The 15,937-nt window shown below is 52.8% G+C and carries 19 protein-coding genes and 2 pseudogenes; 10 read left to right on the plus strand and 11 right to left on the minus strand.

Translation table 11 applies throughout. The annotated features are described in order from the left end of the window. Positions 1–4: 4 nt before the first annotated feature. The 4 genes from LGQ10_RS05095 to LGQ10_RS05110 all read right to left on the minus strand — a co-directional run bounded on the left by LGQ10_RS05095 (position 5) and on the right by LGQ10_RS05110 (position 1,807). Positions 5–232: a PLD nuclease N-terminal domain-containing protein gene (locus LGQ10_RS05095; RefSeq protein ID WP_174395359.1), complete on the minus strand. Its 228-nt coding sequence runs from the start codon at positions 230–232 to the stop codon at positions 5–7. 96 nt (positions 233–328) lie between these two features. Continuing rightward, a complete protein-coding gene (locus LGQ10_RS05100) occupies positions 329–775 on the minus strand; it encodes a DUF421 domain-containing protein (RefSeq protein ID WP_174395358.1) in 447 nt (148 codons plus the stop codon). Between the two features lie 7 nt (positions 776–782). Continuing rightward, on the minus strand, positions 783–1,301 hold the full coding sequence (locus tag LGQ10_RS05105; protein ID WP_174395357.1) for a hypothetical protein: 519 nt from the start codon (positions 1,299–1,301) through the stop codon (positions 783–785). Continuing rightward, positions 1,301–1,807, minus strand: coding sequence for a CinA family protein (locus tag LGQ10_RS05110; RefSeq protein ID WP_174395356.1), 507 nt, complete (start codon positions 1,805–1,807; stop codon positions 1,301–1,303). Before LGQ10_RS05110 ends, LGQ10_RS05105 begins: the two co-directional genes overlap by 1 nt. 203 nt (positions 1,808–2,010) lie before the next feature. Here LGQ10_RS05110 and LGQ10_RS05115 point away from each other — a divergent pair, with 203 nt between their 5' ends. The 4 genes and pseudogenes from LGQ10_RS05115 (at position 2,011) to LGQ10_RS05130 (ending at position 3,647) form a co-directional block, all read left to right on the plus strand. Then, positions 2,011–2,436, plus strand: coding sequence for a low affinity iron permease family protein (locus LGQ10_RS05115; RefSeq protein WP_226524844.1), 426 nt, complete (start codon positions 2,011–2,013; stop codon positions 2,434–2,436). Positions 2,437–2,541: 105 nt separating this feature from the next. Then, positions 2,542–2,928 carry a Gfo/Idh/MocA family protein gene (locus tag LGQ10_RS05120; protein WP_226524845.1) on the plus strand — a complete coding sequence of 129 codons (387 nt, stop codon included), beginning with the start codon at positions 2,542–2,544 and terminating at the stop codon, positions 2,926–2,928. A 30-nt stretch (positions 2,929–2,958) separates the two neighbouring features. Continuing rightward, positions 2,959–3,162: pseudogene (locus LGQ10_RS05125) on the plus strand (Gfo/Idh/MocA family oxidoreductase); the annotation flags it as partial. Between the two features lie 65 nt (positions 3,163–3,227). Further along, positions 3,228–3,647 (plus strand): hypothetical protein, encoded by a 420-nt coding sequence (locus tag LGQ10_RS05130; protein WP_226526243.1) that lies wholly within the window; start codon positions 3,228–3,230, stop codon positions 3,645–3,647. Between the two features lie 81 nt (positions 3,648–3,728). Here LGQ10_RS05130 and LGQ10_RS05135 read toward each other — a convergent pair whose 3' ends face one another. Next, positions 3,729–4,361 (minus strand): LysE family translocator, encoded by a 633-nt coding sequence (locus LGQ10_RS05135; RefSeq protein ID WP_078828202.1) that lies wholly within the window; start codon positions 4,359–4,361, stop codon positions 3,729–3,731. Positions 4,362–4,592: 231 nt separating this feature from the next. On the opposite strand from LGQ10_RS05135, the gene xth reads away from it, so the two are divergent. From xth to LGQ10_RS05150, 3 genes and pseudogenes are all read left to right on the plus strand, one after another. Then, positions 4,593–5,405, plus strand: coding sequence for an exodeoxyribonuclease III (gene xth / locus LGQ10_RS05140; RefSeq protein ID WP_174395355.1), 813 nt, complete (start codon positions 4,593–4,595; stop codon positions 5,403–5,405). Between the two features lie 24 nt (positions 5,406–5,429). Beyond that, positions 5,430–5,835: pseudogene (locus LGQ10_RS05145) on the plus strand (DNA polymerase ligase N-terminal domain-containing protein); the annotation flags it as partial. 472 nt (positions 5,836–6,307) lie between these two features. Then, complete coding sequence (locus LGQ10_RS05150; RefSeq protein ID WP_174395354.1) at positions 6,308–6,532, plus strand: hypothetical protein; 225 nt, start codon at positions 6,308–6,310, stop codon at positions 6,530–6,532. 306 nt (positions 6,533–6,838) lie between these two features. Here LGQ10_RS05150 and LGQ10_RS05155 read toward each other — a convergent pair whose 3' ends face one another. Both LGQ10_RS05155 and LGQ10_RS05160 read right to left on the minus strand, forming a co-directional pair. Then, positions 6,839–7,396: a thioesterase family protein gene (locus tag LGQ10_RS05155; RefSeq protein WP_174395353.1), complete on the minus strand. Its 558-nt coding sequence runs from the start codon at positions 7,394–7,396 to the stop codon at positions 6,839–6,841. A 122-nt stretch (positions 7,397–7,518) separates the two neighbouring features. Then, on the minus strand, positions 7,519–7,959 hold the full coding sequence (locus LGQ10_RS05160; RefSeq protein WP_174395352.1) for a hotdog fold domain-containing protein: 441 nt from the start codon (positions 7,957–7,959) through the stop codon (positions 7,519–7,521). Between the two features lie 127 nt (positions 7,960–8,086). On the opposite strand from LGQ10_RS05160, the gene LGQ10_RS05165 reads away from it, so the two are divergent. Continuing rightward, a complete protein-coding gene (locus LGQ10_RS05165; RefSeq protein WP_174395466.1) occupies positions 8,087–8,710 on the plus strand; it encodes a TetR/AcrR family transcriptional regulator in 624 nt (207 codons plus the stop codon). Here the strand turns inward: LGQ10_RS05165 and tnpC are convergent. From tnpC to tnpA, 3 genes are all read right to left on the minus strand, one after another. Beyond that, the gene (gene tnpC / locus LGQ10_RS05170) at positions 8,691–10,283 is read right to left on the minus strand and encodes an IS66 family transposase (protein WP_226526091.1); all 1,593 of its coding nucleotides are present in this window, start codon (positions 10,281–10,283) and stop codon (positions 8,691–8,693) included. The genes LGQ10_RS05165 and tnpC overlap by 20 nt on opposite strands. 81 nt (positions 10,284–10,364) lie before the next feature. Beyond that, positions 10,365–10,700: an IS66 family insertion sequence element accessory protein TnpB gene (tnpB, locus tag LGQ10_RS05175; RefSeq protein WP_174395351.1), complete on the minus strand. Its 336-nt coding sequence runs from the start codon at positions 10,698–10,700 to the stop codon at positions 10,365–10,367. Continuing rightward, positions 10,697–11,029: an IS66-like element accessory protein TnpA gene (tnpA, locus tag LGQ10_RS05180; protein WP_217438409.1), complete on the minus strand. Its 333-nt coding sequence runs from the start codon at positions 11,027–11,029 to the stop codon at positions 10,697–10,699. Before tnpA ends, tnpB begins: the two co-directional genes overlap by 4 nt. A gap of 1,823 nt (positions 11,030–12,852) precedes the next feature. On the opposite strand from tnpA, the gene LGQ10_RS05185 reads away from it, so the two are divergent. Both LGQ10_RS05185 and LGQ10_RS05190 read left to right on the plus strand, forming a co-directional pair. Continuing rightward, positions 12,853–13,362 carry a DUF4142 domain-containing protein gene (locus tag LGQ10_RS05185; RefSeq protein ID WP_174395349.1) on the plus strand — a complete coding sequence of 170 codons (510 nt, stop codon included), beginning with the start codon at positions 12,853–12,855 and terminating at the stop codon, positions 13,360–13,362. Positions 13,363–14,593: 1,231 nt separating this feature from the next. Next, positions 14,594–15,007, plus strand: a complete 414-nt coding sequence (locus tag LGQ10_RS05190) for a CBS domain-containing protein (RefSeq protein WP_027616370.1) — start codon at positions 14,594–14,596, stop codon at positions 15,005–15,007. Positions 15,008–15,431: 424 nt separating this feature from the next. Here LGQ10_RS05190 and LGQ10_RS05195 read toward each other — a convergent pair whose 3' ends face one another. Then, positions 15,432–15,794, minus strand: a complete 363-nt coding sequence (locus LGQ10_RS05195) for a DUF1652 domain-containing protein (protein ID WP_319003944.1) — start codon at positions 15,792–15,794, stop codon at positions 15,432–15,434. Positions 15,795–15,937 lie beyond the last annotated feature (143 nt).

Consider the following 15,937-nt stretch of genomic DNA (forward strand, 5'->3'; position numbering starts at 1 on the left):
GCAGTCAGCCTTTACTGTGCTCGGGCGAAGATGGCCCCTCCTTGATCCCCCGTGGTCCGGCGACTCCCCAGACGACCAAACCCAATACCGGGAAAATGATCAGACCGAGCGCCCACGCGGCTTTGATCCCTACGGTTTTGTCGCTCCGAAACACGCTGACAATGGCCCATAGATCGACAAGCAGAATGAACACGGCGACAGCAATCGCAAAATAGCTGGTGGCTTCAGTCATGGTTTAGCCCTCCTTAGGGTGTTAACGCTTAGGCCCCGCTCGAATACGGACGTTCCAAGAAAATCACAGGCCTCCAGCAAGCACGGATCTGATTTTTTAATTTTCTTTGGCAATGATGGAGATTTTTCCGTTGCGCTCAATTATCGCGAACTTGATCTCTTCCAGCCTCTCGATACCTTGGCTGGAGCGCGCAGCCTCCATTACATCAGCTTCGATTAATCGAGCGTGCCGCAGGCGTCTGTGCAGGAGCTTGCCATTCTCGACGATGATCGTTGGCTCACCATCGATCAGCCTTGATACCCAGCCAGAACGCTGTTTAAGCAGCGATAGACCAACATCAATGGCGATCAGCGTCACGATGACGAGCATGCCGTTGGTAATGGAAAAATCATCGCCCAGCAGCGCTTGCTGGGTGGCTTCGCCGATCATCATCAGCAAGACGAAATCGAAGGTCGTCAGCTCTGCCAATGAGCGACGCCCAGCAATCTTGAAGAGCACCATAAGGGCTAAATACATTGCTCCTGCACGCAAGACAGAGTCCATAGGACACCTAAGGAAAAATGAATTGAACAAGCCTTACGCTGCGAGTGCCAGCTGAGGTGATTTGGCTGCGGAAGAGACCGACCACGTCGCCGCGCAAAGTGATGTACAGCGTCGCCTGTCCATCAGCATCAGTTTGCATCCAGAGTTTCATGCCTTGAGAGGAGCTTCGTGAGCGCAACGGTTCAGGTTGTAATGTTTCAATGCTGAAACCTTCCAGCAACTGCCCAGCCAGCTCCAGCTCAACGGGTGAGTTTGGCCTTTCTGTTAGCGTGATTTTCATCGAATTGGTAGAGCCGTTTCGATGAAACATTTCATATTCGACCCTCACCTTCCCATCGTCGCTACGCACATCTCTCGAACTGAGCAGTCCTCTGGAAAACACGCCCCCGAGCGCCATCACCAAAATTAGAACCAACACGTACCAGCCGACCCGCTCGAAACGCCAAACTTTCAATTGATAGGCCATGTCCTCACGAAGGGGACGGTTTCGGCTTTTCAAGTCTGGATGATCGGTGTCTTCGCTCATCAGGCTTCACCTGTATCGCCGAGCCGTGCGCGGCGATGAAAGTGAGGAAGCTGGCGTAATGCGTATTCCGTGGCTTCCTCTTGAACCTGACAACGTCCGCCGAAGAATCGGTGTTCGTGACTGAACAGATAGCACTCATCATCGGACTGAAACGCCCAGGCAAAACAAATTGTGCCCGCAGGAATACCGTCCACATCGTCGGGGCCGAGTATCCCCGTAGTCGCAATGGCGGCATTTGCAGTGCTGTCTCGTAAAGCCCCCTTCGCCATTTCCTTAGCGACCTCGACGCTCGTCAGGTTGAACCTCTCGATAGTCTGGGGACTAACATGGAGCAATCGTTGCTTGGCCTGTGGCGAATAGACCACATAACCACATTCGATGAATTCGCCGCTGCCTTCCACTTCAGACAATAGCGTGACGATTTTGCCTGCGGTGCAGGACTCAGCCGTGGTCACGACCAAGGCGTGCTCACGCAAGTATTGGACTATCTCATCTGCTATGGGCATGAGCCGAACTCAACGGGAGTATTGTTCGATCGACCACTACAGAAGCCGAACATTCCAAAGATTTCCAACAAATAAAATTTAGGGCGCCATGGGATGCCCACCTCTTATGCGGTAACTTCGGTAGCCGACGAACGGTTAAAATGTAAGAAAGAATTTCAAGCTTTTGGGCGGTCTATCCGTACACACAGCAGGAGTCCACAATCATGAAATTCGCAGGGTTCTGCCAAGCACTTTCCAACTGGGCAGGCAGCTCAAAAACCTTTCTTTTGGCTATCGTTTTGATAGGCGTCTGGGGGATCACAGGGCCGTACTTCCATTACAACGACACCTGGCAACTCATCATTAACACGTCGACGACCATCATCACGTTCCTGATGGTATTTCTTATCCAAAATACGCAAAACCGCGACAATGACATTTTGCATCTCAAAATTGACGAGCTGATTCGAGCCACCAAGGAGGCACAAAACGCGAGTCTCTGCTTAGAAAGCATGAGTTCAAAAGAGCTCAGAAAGCTTCGTGACCAGTACAGTTCTCTAGGTAAAAGTGATCAGGGCAATCTCGAGCCGTCCGATACCGATGCCCCACATGAGCTTGAGGTTCGCCCTCATTCTGAACTGAGCGGATGAGATTCTTGCCCGCTTTCGCCTCTATCTAAATGGAACTCTTTGGTGATCGACATGGACGACATCTAGCAGGCGACACGTTGATTGCCTAAGCACAAGGAGGCTCACATGCCCGATTTGAACGGCAAAATTCGTTACGCAGTGGTCGGGGGCGGATCGATATCCCAAGGCGCCTTTATGCCAGGGGTTGGACAGACCGAGAATTCCATCCTGACAGCCCTGGTAACGAGCGATCCAATCAAGGCAGACAAGCTAGCCAAACGCTACGCCCTGAAAAGCTACAGCTACACGCAATACGGCGAATTGTTGGCGTCCGGTGAGATCGATGCCGTCTATGTCGCAACGCCCAACTTCATGCACCGCGAATTTGTAGTGCCCGCCCTGGAAGCAGGCATACATGTGCTGTTGGAAAAGCCCATGGCCTCCAATGAGGATGATTGCAAGGCAATGCAGGCAGCGGCGCATCGCTCGAATGCAAAGTTCATGATTGCTTAACGCCTGCATTTTGAGCCAGGCACCCTCGAAATGATCGAGCGCGTGCATGCCGGAGACTTTGGGCAACCCCGCCTGTTCACGTCGACATTCACACAGACGGTCAAACCAACCAACCATCGGATGCAGAACGGCTTTGCAGCAGGCCCTGTACTCGATATGGGGCCGTACCCGCTGAATATGGTGCGACAGCTATTGGGTGAGGAGCCCATCGAGGTCAGCGCGGTGGGCACGACCGCACCCGACAGCACACTGGGAACCCCCGATACGGTAAGCGTGTGCCTTAGGTTTCCGGAGATCGCATGGCACAGTTCACCATCAGCTACACCCTTCCAAGCAGCGAGCGTTTCCAGCTCATTGGCACCAAGGGCGAAATCGAAGCCTCTCCCTGTTTCGGTTACGGCGAGGGTGTGGGTATTACCTACCGCGCTACTGTCGGTGACCAGACTAAAGAGCACTCGCATCCTGTTCTCGACCAGTTTGCAGGCGAGACGGCGTACTTCTCAGATTGCATTTTGAGCGACTCAATGCCAGAACCAGGCGGGGAAGAAGGCTTCAGGGACGTTCGAGTGCTGCTCGCCGTAGAACGAGCGTTGGCGACTGGTCAACCTCAAAAACTGGACGCACTACCCGCAAAGGCGGTGCCAGGCGCAAACCAAACACGCCGGTACGCGCTCGCTAAAGTTCCCGATTACATAGCTACAGAGTCGCCGACCGAATAAGGGCATGCCCTCTTCTGCCGGTGAGGCGAAAGAGGGTGCCCAAACGAATAGCCGCTCAGGCGAGCTGTTGGAAGACCAGCGCTAAGTGCGTCTGGCGGTTGCTAATATCACCGCCGCTCCCAACAGGATGACACCCGTTATGTGATTGCAGATCGCGAGCTGCCTGGCCGTAGCGTGAAGGGATCGGACAATGCTGCCCGCCAGCGCCCAACCGGTGGCAGCCATGAGTTCAACGGATATGTAGATAGCACTGAGAATAAGCAGTTGGTTGGTTATCGAGACACTTGAATCAGCCACGACAAACTGAGGGACGAACGCTGTGAAGAGAAGGATGGCCTTCGGGTTCATCATCGCCGTGATGAACTCACGACGCCCCAAGCTATAGGTTCCGGCGAGGCCGACGGTACTTGGCTCCTTACTTTCGGATCTTTCGCCACCCATCATCATTTTCATACCGAGAAAGGCGAGGTAAAGAACCCCTGCCCACTTGATGATCTGGAAAGCAGTTTCGGATGCTTCGAGTACCGCCCCTAACCCGCTAATGACTATTCCGACGAGGAGCACGAACGCTAAACACCGACCTACCAAGGCGAGGATTGCGGGCCTCAACCCTTCCCTGCTCCCATTGGCGAATGCCAATAGATTGTTCGCCCCAGGCGACGAGGCAACGATCAAGGCAGAGGGGAGAAACAATAGGAGCTGGTTCAGGGTCATGACTATGCCTCCGGCTAGCATTTGCGATACTTCCCATCAATTGTTCACAGCTACATTTCTTGAACGTTCAATCACCCCGCCAGTTCCAAAAGAACGAGATCAAAAATCTACTGAGCTGCAGCGATGTTTTGTACAACCGCGTCCTACTGCAGTGCTTTCAGAATGAATTTAGCACTCATCCCCCTTAACTAATCGGATGAGACGACTCAGGTACATAGAAGGATAGAGGTAATGCAAAACCTCAAGATCGCCACATTTAACGTCAACGGCATAGGCGCGCGCCTGCCCAACCTTCTGCATTGGCTTGAAAAAGAGCGCCCGGACATCGTATGCCTTCAGGAGTTGAAGGCACAGGACAAAGCTTTTCCCGCAGGCGATCTAGAGGCGGCCGGCTACGGCTCACTGCACCATGGCCAAGCCGCCTGGAACGGAGTGGCCATTCTTGCGCGCGATTCCGAACCGCTCCTGATTCATAAAGGCCTGCCTGGTACTGAAGACGACACGCAGTCTCGATACCTGGAAGCAGCTGTCCATGGTGTGATCGTCGGGTGCCTGTATCTTCCAAATGGAAATCCGCAACCCGGGCCTAAATTTGATTACAAGCTCAAGTGGTTTGAGCATCTGATAGCGCATGCCGAAACACTACAAGCCAGCGAACACCCGGTTGTCCTCGCGGGTGACTACAACGTTGTGCTCACCGACTTTGATATCTACAACACCCGCTCGTGGCTCAAGGATGCACTCCTTCAGCCTGAGAGCCGCGAGTGCTTTCAAAGGTTGTTGAGCCAAGGTTGGATTGACTCGGTGAGGCACCTGTATCCGGAAGAGCGTGTGTACACGTTCTGGGACTATTTCCGTCAGCACTGGCAGAAGAACTCTGGCTTGCGCATCGACCATCTTCTGCTGAACCCGGTGCTTGCTCCCCACCTGAAAGACGCCGGCGTGGACGCATGGGTTCGGGGCGAAGAGCACGCCAGTGATCACGCCCCGACATGGATTGAGATCTCACCCCGACAAACCAAGTCAAAAAGGAAGTCAAAGTGAAACGCAAGCGACGCGCAAGCAGCAATACACACCACTAACACCCTTGATCAGTACAATCGTAAGCGTGATTTCGACGCGACCTCAGAGCCATCGGGCGCCGCAATAAAGCCTAAGGCAGCAAAGAATAAAACCGTTGAACCGGTTGCGCTGCAGTTTTGCATCCAGAAGCACGACGCAACACGGCTGCACTACGACTTTCGCCTAGAGCTCGACGGTACCATCAAAAGCTGGGCGGTACCCAAGGGGCCGTCGCTCGATCCAAAATCCAAACGCCTGGCCGTGCATGTCGAAGACCACCCTCTCGACTACGCAACCTTTGAATGCACGATACCGGAAGGGCAGTACGGTGCTGGCGACGTCATTGTGTGGGACCGCGGTATCTGGAATACCCATATCGGATCCAGCTGAGGCTTACGCTAAAGGTCGATTAGATGTGCCGCCACGTTACAGCAAATAACAAATTTAAATAACCGTATCTAGACGGCACGGGCCAGTAAATCAAGTCGTAGGCGGTGAAGCAAAACCATTTGCAGAGAGCATAGATGGTGGTACGAAGAACGAGGCGATGGTGTGCAAACCGTTCATCAAGTCAAAGGAACAACCTTCCTCTAAGGTCGTCACTCTTTTGAGGCACAGCTTGGCAGCTAGCTCGAAAATCACGTACACACGGTGAATGCATGTCTGAAAAAAAACACAATCGTTCTGTTCAGCCCTTGGACGTCCCTCCGGATGAACAGCTGCATACCGTAGACGAAGGCATCGGCTTGACGGACGACCAGCGGGTAAGTCGAGAAGATTCCGATAGTCAGATCGGAGCGCGCGTTACGCCTGGGCCTGCAGATCAAAAACGTCAAACAATGCGGCGATAGTTCGCTTATTAATGACTTCAAAAGGAAGCTCCCATGTTTGATAAACCACGATTCATCATCAGTTTCATTCTCGGCAATCAGCCACAAAGCCGGACGCTGGAGCATGACAGCGAAACCCTTGCGCCCGTTGAAGCAGAAGCACTGGTCAAACAAACCTTTCCTGAACTGAAGGGCGCCTCCATGACTGATGTACAGGTTCAAAAAAGAATCAAACCTTACGAAAGCGACAATGTTCCAGGGCATTATCAACAGCCCTGAATTTCGTGCGGAGAGGACGTTGAGAATGAACCCGGTCAGAGCGAAGTGGTTTGTCACATAGAGTTCAGTCTTTGGGTCAGTGGTACAAGCTGTGACTCTGAATGCCTTTCTGGAGGATGCCTCCAATAGTGCGTACTCCAGATCCGGAAGCGCGAAAGTGGCTTTGGGTAAGAGCCAGATGGCAGAAATACAGAATAAAAGTAAGCGTATGGCCAAGGCATCTTGAAAGTGATACTGCATCGCTCATTCCAAATGTACTTAGAGCAACGTCGTCAGAACGCTTCGTGCTCGTCATTACAGATGTACTCAAGTCCGTGGATTGATCATCTCCTCCTCTGCTCGCAATTGGGCGCTCATGCTGTCGCAGCCGTCCGCCCAAGATGTCACCCATTCTGACATCTCTGGTGATTTCTCCCCTAAACCCAGTTCCCTAGCGAACACGGTAGGTGCGACCGTTCCCCTGGATGACCGAAACAGCCCCCGAATAACCACGATCCCTGCGACCCTGCCATCGCTCACAAAACGATGTTCCATGAAAATCCACTTGTCATCCCACCCCAGCAGCCTGGTGTGGATTTCAAATGTTTGAAATAGCTTCAGTTCACGGCGAAATTTACCCCAAGCATCACCCACGATTGGTACTGCTTTTTCTCGAAAAGCGACACGGAATGCACCACTGCGTAAGACGAAATCCATGCGCCCGACGTCGGCCATTGTGAAATATCGTCCATTAGTAACATGTCGGTTTAGGTCTAAATCCAATGGCCATACCCGCATCCTTGTGACTGATGCTTCTAACGCGTTGATGGGAGTGCGCCAGGGGCGGCGTATGAGGGTGAGAATGAGTCGAAACCAGAGATTCATAATGATGCCATTGTTCAGAGACCAATGCGGTCGTGCTACACGTCACTTCCGTGGATGTAATTCAGGCAGAGAGAGATGCAAGATCGCACAGCCCGCCTTTAGGCGGGCATCGGGAGGGCATATCAAGCCAGCTTCACACCCATAGTGATCTTAGCCGTGAAAACCTTCACATCGGCCTCATCAAAAATGTCGACAGACACGATTTTGTCCCCTGCCGTGGCCCAGTCAACCGTGCTGCCATCTGCGATGGCTCGGATGTTGGTTTTTGCCTTCGCTAGATATTCCACGACCATCCCTTTAGGAATCCATTTCGCACCTGTCGGAACAGACGCGTCAGTCATCATGCCTCCTGCCAGCTCCGCAGCGTTGCAAAGCGCAATGGCGTGCACGGATGCCAAGTGGTTTGTGATCTCTTTTCGAAACGGCACTGTCACCACAGCATACGTTGGCTTCAACTCAGTGATTTCCGGGCTGATCGTACTGAAGTAAGGTGCCATCTGGCACACCATGTTGGTGAATGCAGAAGAACCTACGCTGTTGAACATGCTGAGAGCTTGACTCATGACATCACCCTTTTATTAGTAAACAGAACCTTATTCGGTTACAGAACATTATTCTGCTAAAGTGGACATGTCAACCGGCTTCCTAGTTCAAGGCAGGGGCCGTACCATTCAATTTTTGGGCATCAGAATGCACGCTACAGACCTCCTAGATCGCGTTATTCCCGGAAGGCGGGCTGATCTTAAACGCGCCATCCTTCGCCAAGCCCTGCACTCGTTCAACCTAGAAGGCATCGATTCCACCACGATTGAGAGTATTCGATCTGAATGCGGTGCGAGCGTGGGGGCCGTCTACCACCACTTCAAAAGCAAGGAGGGGTTGGTGGCTGCGTTGTTCTATGCTGCTTTGGATGATCAGGAAAGCCTTAGGGACGAATACTTGCGAAATGCAGTATCAGTGGAAGGGGGCATTCGGGCGCTTGTTTACAGCTACGTCGACTGGGTGGATGGCCAACCAGAATGGGCCCGCTTCGTTCTGCAAGCACGCTCCTCCGTAGCGACCGGGCCGTTCAGGGAAGATCTGGCAGCGCGAAACAAACAGAGGAACAAAAAACTGCTCGTCTGGATGAGCAATCTTGGTGGAGAAGAACTCCTTTCCCATATCCCTGCGGAGCTTTTACCTTCACTGATAATCGGGCAGTCCGAGAGTTATTCAAGAGCTTGGCTTTCGAAGCGGGTGGAGAAAAGCCCTAGGGATTATCGTGATCACCTTGGTAACGCAGCTTGGGCCTCCATCAAGAAGCCTGGCGTATAAGCTTATCCCAGTTCCCTGCGGAGACAATTAGCGGGCTCCAGCGATGCGGAAGAAGATCGGCTATTTTGCTAGCTCGCTGTGTTGGCAGGCGAGTGAGGACGTCCTTCAAATAGACATACGGATCATGCCCATTTAGTCGCGCCGACTGGATCAAACTCATGATCGCCGCTGCCCGTTTGCCGCTGCGCAGTGAACCGGCAAATAGCCAGTTCTTGCGACCCAAGGCCCATGGTCGGATCTGGTTCTCGCACCAATTATTGTCAATGGGTACAGCCCCATCATCAAGATAACGCGACAGCGCCGTCCAGCGTTTCAGGCTGTAATCCAATGCTTTGGCGATAGCCGAGCCATCGTGCACAAGTTGACGCTGGAAGATCATCCAGGCATGCAAGGCATCCATCACCGGCACGGCTTTTTCTTGGCGTACTCGGCGGTGTAATTCCGGTTCCATGTGGCGGACTTCACTCTCGATTTCGTAAAGCAACTGGATGTAACGCAAGGCCTGTTCGGCGAGCTGGCTCTTGTTCGTGGCGTGTAGCTCGAAGAACTTGCGCCGTGCATGGGCCATGCAGCCAATCTCGGTGACGCCCAGTTCGAAGCTAGCCTTGTAGCCGCCAAAATCATCACAGACCAGCTTGCCTTTCCAGCCTTGCAGGAAGTCGCGTGCATTCTCTCCGGCGCGGCTCGGACTGAAATCGTAAACGACCGCTGCCAAGTCCGAGAACTGGCTGGTGGCATAGGCCCAGACATACGCGCGATGGGTTTTCTTTGCGCCCGGCGTAAGCATCTGCACTGGCGTTTCATCGGCGTGGATTACGCCATGCTCAAGAACAGCATCGTGCATGGCATCGACCAGCGGCTGCAACTGCGCGCCACAACTGCCGACCCATTGCGCCAAGGTCGAGCGGGCAATGGCCAGACCGGCCCGACCAAAAATCGACTCCTGACGATAGAGCGGTAAATGGTCGGCGAACTTTGCGATCATCACGTGGGCTAGCAGGCCGGCGGTCGGGATGCCCTTGTCGATGACCTGCGCCGGAACCGGTGCCTGGATCAGGGTTTCGCACTGATCGCAGACCCATTTGCCACGGATGTGACGCTCAACGGTGAACACGCCGGGCGTGTAGTCGAGCTTCTCGCTGACATCCTCGCCGATGCGCTTGAGGACGCAGCCGCACTGGCAATGGCTGTTATCGGGTTCGTGGTGGATCAGGGTGCGCGGAAACTGCGGCGGCAAAGCGGTACGTTTAGGTTTTTGCCGAGCCTCGGTCGAAACTAGCGGGGGTTGCAGCGCTTCAAGCTCGGCTTCGATGGCCGCGATGTTGGTGTCGATCAGGTCATCAAGCAGGCTGGCCTGATCCGGGCTTAGTTGCTCGCTGCGCTTGGCAAACTTGAAGCGCTTGAGCTGCGCGATCTCGTGGGCCAGTTTCTCGTTTACCGTTTTGTGATGGTGGATTTGCTTACCCATAGTCTCGACTTTCTGATCGAGATTCTCGACACGCTGCATCAACTGCGCCGCGAGAGCACGCAGTTGTTCAGGGTTTAAGTGGTCGAGATCAGGAAGCGAAGGCATGCCGCCGATTTTGCCAGAACAGCCTAAAATCGACGATAGGCTCATCGGACAATTGCACGGCCTGGCTGGTCGTGGCAGGCGTTATATGATGGAAATTACGCTGCCTGGGCCGACTCTTTTCCAAGGCAAACCCAGCACCAAGGCATGCAGTTGTTCGGCACCTAATTCCATCTGAGAGCCGTGTCGAGAAGCCGGCCAGAAGAACTTGCCCTGATGTAGGCGGCGAGCCGCCAGCCAGATACCCAACCCATCGTGCACCAGCACTTTCATTCGATTGGCGCGGCGGTTGGCAAACAGATAAGCACAGTGCGGCTGCGCCGCACCGAACACCGCGACCACCCGCGACAGAGCAGTATCGGTACCGGCGCGCATGTCCATGGGCTCGGTGGCGAGCCAGATGGTGTCGATGCGAATCATCTCAACAGGTCTCGCAGAAAAGTGGCGCAGGCGGCAGCGCTTTCGGTCGGCCAGTTCACTTTGACGGTGCCGCGCGGATGTGGGATTTCGAGACAGATAGTCGATAACGCAGCCTGTGAATTTGCTCCGGCAGGCTGGAAGGGCAACGGAATGAACGCAGGTTGCAGCGCCATGGCTTTCTGCGTTTGCACTCGAATCCATTTATGGACGAGGTTCGCGTTAAGGCTGTGGCTCAGCGCAACATTGGCAATCGAGGCCCCGGGATGGGCGCACTCTTGAATGACCTGGGCCTTGAAGGATTTGGAGTAGGAACGGCGTTGTGGCTGCATGAAAGACCCGCTTAAAAGGCTAGAAATGGTGTCCACTAAAATTTAAGTGCACACCTTGTCTTGGCTTTGCGGGGCTGGGTAGATGACTTCGCCGGACGGATACGAATAAAAGACTTCGCTCATCGGACGATCAGCAACAACGCGCAGCTACAGGATAAGCTCAAGGCGCTTGGCGACAGACTGCGCATGGACTTACACACAGAGCTCTCTCTACTAGGCGAAGCAAAGCAGATGCGTCTTAAATCGCAGGACGGTTCCTTTGATCGCAATTCTGTCGATGGTGAGGCAGGGACTCTTGAACAGAAAGTGTTCTATTCCTGAAAGAGACGCTGTCCCCGAAAATCCAGAGCTGAAGAAAATTCGCCGCAAGCGAGTTACCGGAGGTGCTCAGGCAAGAGCAAACGGCTAGGAGCCTTCAGGAAAAACTTAAGCCCTCGGCAGGCAAATTTTCTCCGCCTCATGATCCCCCCTTGAAGGTCTAGTCTCTTACCGGTTACTAGATTCAGTCAAAGACCTTCGCTTTGCAAAGAACAATCCTGTCAAGGAGCTGAGCTAAATTTCAGCTTGCGAGGCGAAAGTCAAAAAGACGCGACTGCGCAATCTTCCACGGGTACGTGCGTGCGACACGAACGCGCCCGAAATGACGTTAAGTACCTTGGCCTAGACCCTCCACTGCCCGCCTATAGTTTGCAGTAGCCTTCTCAATCATCCGTCTACGATCTTCACGGGTGATAAACCCTTCCTCGCAATACTCCTCTGCAAGGCGCAGTAATTCGTCATACTGTTCAGGAGCGCTCATTCGAACCTCAGGGTGCTCAAGGAGCTCGTACCAGGTCGTCAACGCTTGTGCTTTTCTGTCTTCATACATAATGAACATCTCCACAATGTTAACAGTAGAGGCGAGAGCTATTAAACGGTTCAAGCACGGCGATGAACGGATATACCAGAAAGCTGTCACCCGCTCTACCCTAGGGGCAGTCTCCACCTACGAGTGTCACTGACCGAGTCGATGACTTTTTCCGCATATTCCGCTGTGGCTTTTTACCGCCGTCCTAAATCGGCGTCATAAATGACTTCGTGTCGAACCTCCCCTATGTGCTTGTCTCGACTTAACTCATGCGACCTTGGCTACACGTTCTGTGTCATCCCACATTTAGAGACGCGTCGGTGAACAACCAAAAAATCTTCGCGGGGCTAAGATGATTCTGTTGGCAGCCCAAGGCTGCACGCGGGTAAAGATTACTCGGTTGCCTAGATTTTCGATCCCTGTGATCACGTGTGATGTCGGCGTTTCCAAGATCCGCGGTTCGACGGTCTGCTCGATAAAGCAAGTCGGGACCGCAAGCCAAATTCGTACTTGACGCTGTGCACCATGTCCTTGAGCAGGTCACTCAACCACGCATCGGTGAGCCTCATTGGAGCTGCCGAAGCATGACCCAAGCGGCTCAGATCTCGGCCACCAGCATGCATAGAAGACGGGCTGTCAATGGTTTGAAACGCCTCTTATCCGTACCTTTTTCAAACTGGCCATCGAGTCGCCGTCGCTGTCCTGCACTACGGAAGAACTACACAAAAACGCTGGGTGGATAGTAGTGCATCCGTATGGGCGAGTAGGGAGCGCGACTTCGCTAGCCGGGCTTTGCGGGGTTGGGTGGATGACTTGGGCGGATACATACCTCAGATTTTTCATCATGACGCGAGCTGCGTTCCGCTAGCGATACCTTATTTGCCGCGTTCCGTAAGAAACGTTGAACGTAAACCGGAGCTATCGCTCATAAGTTTATGGGCGCTACTGTCCATCAAACTATGAAGAGGAAATTAACATGGCAAACGTACTAAAAACTTGCGCACTTACCCTATTTGTCAGCGTAGCCACCCAAGGTGCATTCGCAGCTCAGGATGATGACTTTGTGGAAGAAGCTTCCGCCAAGGGGGTCGCTGAAGTCGAGGCTGGCAAGCTCGCCCAAGAAAAAGGCAGTGCCACCGATGTTAAGAGCTTTGCCGAGATGATGGTCCAAGATCACACGGCGGCCAATGCAAAGCTAAAATCCATAGCAGACGCGAAGAACTTAAAAGTGTCAGACAGCGCGGAGTTGATGGATAAGGCTAAGGCGGCAATCTTGGAACTGCGCAGTGCTAAATCTTTCGATCAAGCCTATGCCAACAATCAGGTTAAGGAGCATGAGGCCACGATTGCACTCTTCGAGAAAGAAGTCTCTGAGGGCAAGGACGCTGAAATTAAAGCGTTTGCCACTGAAACACTTCCTAAACTGAAGATTCATCTGGAGCATGCCAAGACGCTGTCCGAGGCTCACGGTGCCGATACGAATTAATAGAAGGGAAGCCTTCTAAACGCCTCCCTCGTTTAACACGAGGGCGAAATTCAGATGCCATAATAAAGGCAGAAATGTATAAGATAATTACGCCACATGAGTTATTGATACGTCTCTTGCCGAGCACTTATGCAGTGCACGTGGTGGCTGGCCTTACAGGAGCGATGTGTGTGGAAAGGAGACCGGGCAGATGTCAACGTGCACTGCCCGGTCACTTCTTACTTCTGCGTAAAATGCGTTGGATATCAGATCCCGGACCTACGCTAGTAGTCTACTGGCTGGACATTTTGAACCTGTGGGCCTACATCTGACACGCCGCAGCAGACCAATCCGTAATCACCTTCGGCTGTGATGCCTTAACTCGTTGAGCACGCACTCAGCCTGAGCTAGCCTGATCCCGTATCCAAACAATCACCCCGGATTGACTGGATGTCCACTCTCGCCAAACCCAACAACTGCGCCGTGACCTGAAAGAGGCTGCGGCCCCGCTCAACTTATGGGGCGCAGACTTGACGCATTTTTCCGTAAAACTATCAAATAGTTCGCTAGAACATAAAACCCGCGAATTGCAAGCACGTCAAAGTTTCCTAGGTTCAGGATCCGCTTGCAGGTTATGTGGACAATTTCAAATGCCGACTAACAAAGCGAAAGCGGGCGCACCCGAGGAAGGTGCTTGAGTGTGCCCGCCTGGCTGCAGAGCTTTGCGCCATTAATGCCGGATCAATCCAATCTACATCCATCACGGCCGAAAAATAAAATGTGATGCTGCAAATACGTCGAGACTTGAACAGGCTCTACAACACAAATTGGCGTGCTTCTGCTGGGACGTATAGTCGGACTGTTGAGGTGATTTTTGCGTCAGATGCTCGATGCATCCGGATGGACGATGTATAAGTGCAAAGCTGAAACAACTTCCAAGAGTATTAGCAAACTCGCTATGGATGGATCGACAGCTACGAAAAACCGGATATAAGAGCCGCTTTCTAGCGTGCCAGCGCGGCACGTTCGACCATTACGGTTTTACAATCGCTAAGCTAACCTAGCGCCCGGCTTTTGTTTCTGAAGCAAATCAATCACACCAGCTATCCCAGCGGTGCTTGGACGACCGGTACCGCTTCGTTTTATCTGCGCCGACAGATGGCATGATCCAGTCTGAACCCCCGTCCGCCTCAAACAGTCGGAAAAGATTGGGAGAGCTTCCCATTTCACCGTCCCGAAAGAGGATTTCTCTATGAAAATTTCAGAGGTAATGACAACTGGCGTACGAACAGTTAAATCTACCGATACAATCAAGTACGCAGCACGACTGATGGAGAGTATCGATAGCGGCGCCATTTTGATCGAAGATCAAGATCGCCTAATTGGCATGGTTACTGACCGAGACATCGCCCTTAGAGGCGTCGCGAAGGATTTGGCTTCGGATACCCCTGTCAGTGAAATTATGAGCGGAGACATCCGGTATTGCTTCGAGGATGAAGAAGTTGACCATGTAGCTCAAAATATGGCCGACATTCAACTTCGTCGCTTACCTGTGCTCAGTCGTGAGAAGCGACTAGTGGGCGTGGTTTCCCTCGGTAATATTGCCAGCGCTAGATCTCAAAACGCATCCGCTACAGTTCTTGAAGGTGTGGCACAACCCCGATAACAATCATAGGTTGCAAAGCCCGGCCAGCGCCGGGCTTCTTGTCTCTACTAATACAATCTGGATGAACGTATGACTGAACCATTGGATCACCCCAGACATCTTCGATGCACAGCCTGCAGGCCTCAGCCATGCTTATTCAGGAACACTCAGCCCTTCTCAAGAACGAAATATCTCAGCTCTCGGTCGTTGCGCCGAGTCCTCCGTCTCCCTGGCTGACAATGCCGCTGATAGTTTGATAGGCCTGCGTGACCTCATAGAGTGGAAAATAATCACGGGAGACTTCGAACATGTCCAGGTGGTTGACCCCCTTGGATTTATTATGACTCTGCCGAAAGGGTCTTGCTCACATGGCGTGGCTGGCTGTTCTTAAATACCCACGACCCAGGTCCGCACATGCGGGCCCCTTTCTATCCCTCCGCCCAGGCTAACCGCGTCGATAAGACCGCACAGACGCGTCGCGCCGCAGTCTTGCCTCTTCCTTGATCTCAACTACAAACTTCGCTATTGCGCGACTGGAGGACAGGTCAACAGGATCGATTCCTGCAACCGTCAGTTCCTCTACTTGGGTAACTGGGTTGATCAGCTGGACCATAAGCCGGTTGTCCGCATCGATTGTGCAGACACACTGCGTGGGGAGAAATGCTGTCTCGATGATATGACGTAACTCGAGGAGAGAAATCATCGCTCGTTCCTCCGTACTGTTTGACGTTTTGGTGTTTGTCCGCCCCCCATACCTGTCTAATAAATTTAGCCAAACCATGAACGGACGTCGTTCAACCTTGTGCATTTTCCGATGTATGCCACATCGTTACTACGAATGCGCCAATGATGGCCGCATGCCACTAAGGGCAATATTGCCATCTCAATTATGAAAGGACTTTTTGAAAAGAAGCCCATGAAAAAAAGAAAGCTCAACTACAGGATGAGTGC

The sequence above is a fragment of the Pseudomonas sp. L5B5 genome (assembly GCF_020520285.1).
Lineage (GTDB): Bacteria > Pseudomonadota > Gammaproteobacteria > Pseudomonadales > Pseudomonadaceae > Aquipseudomonas.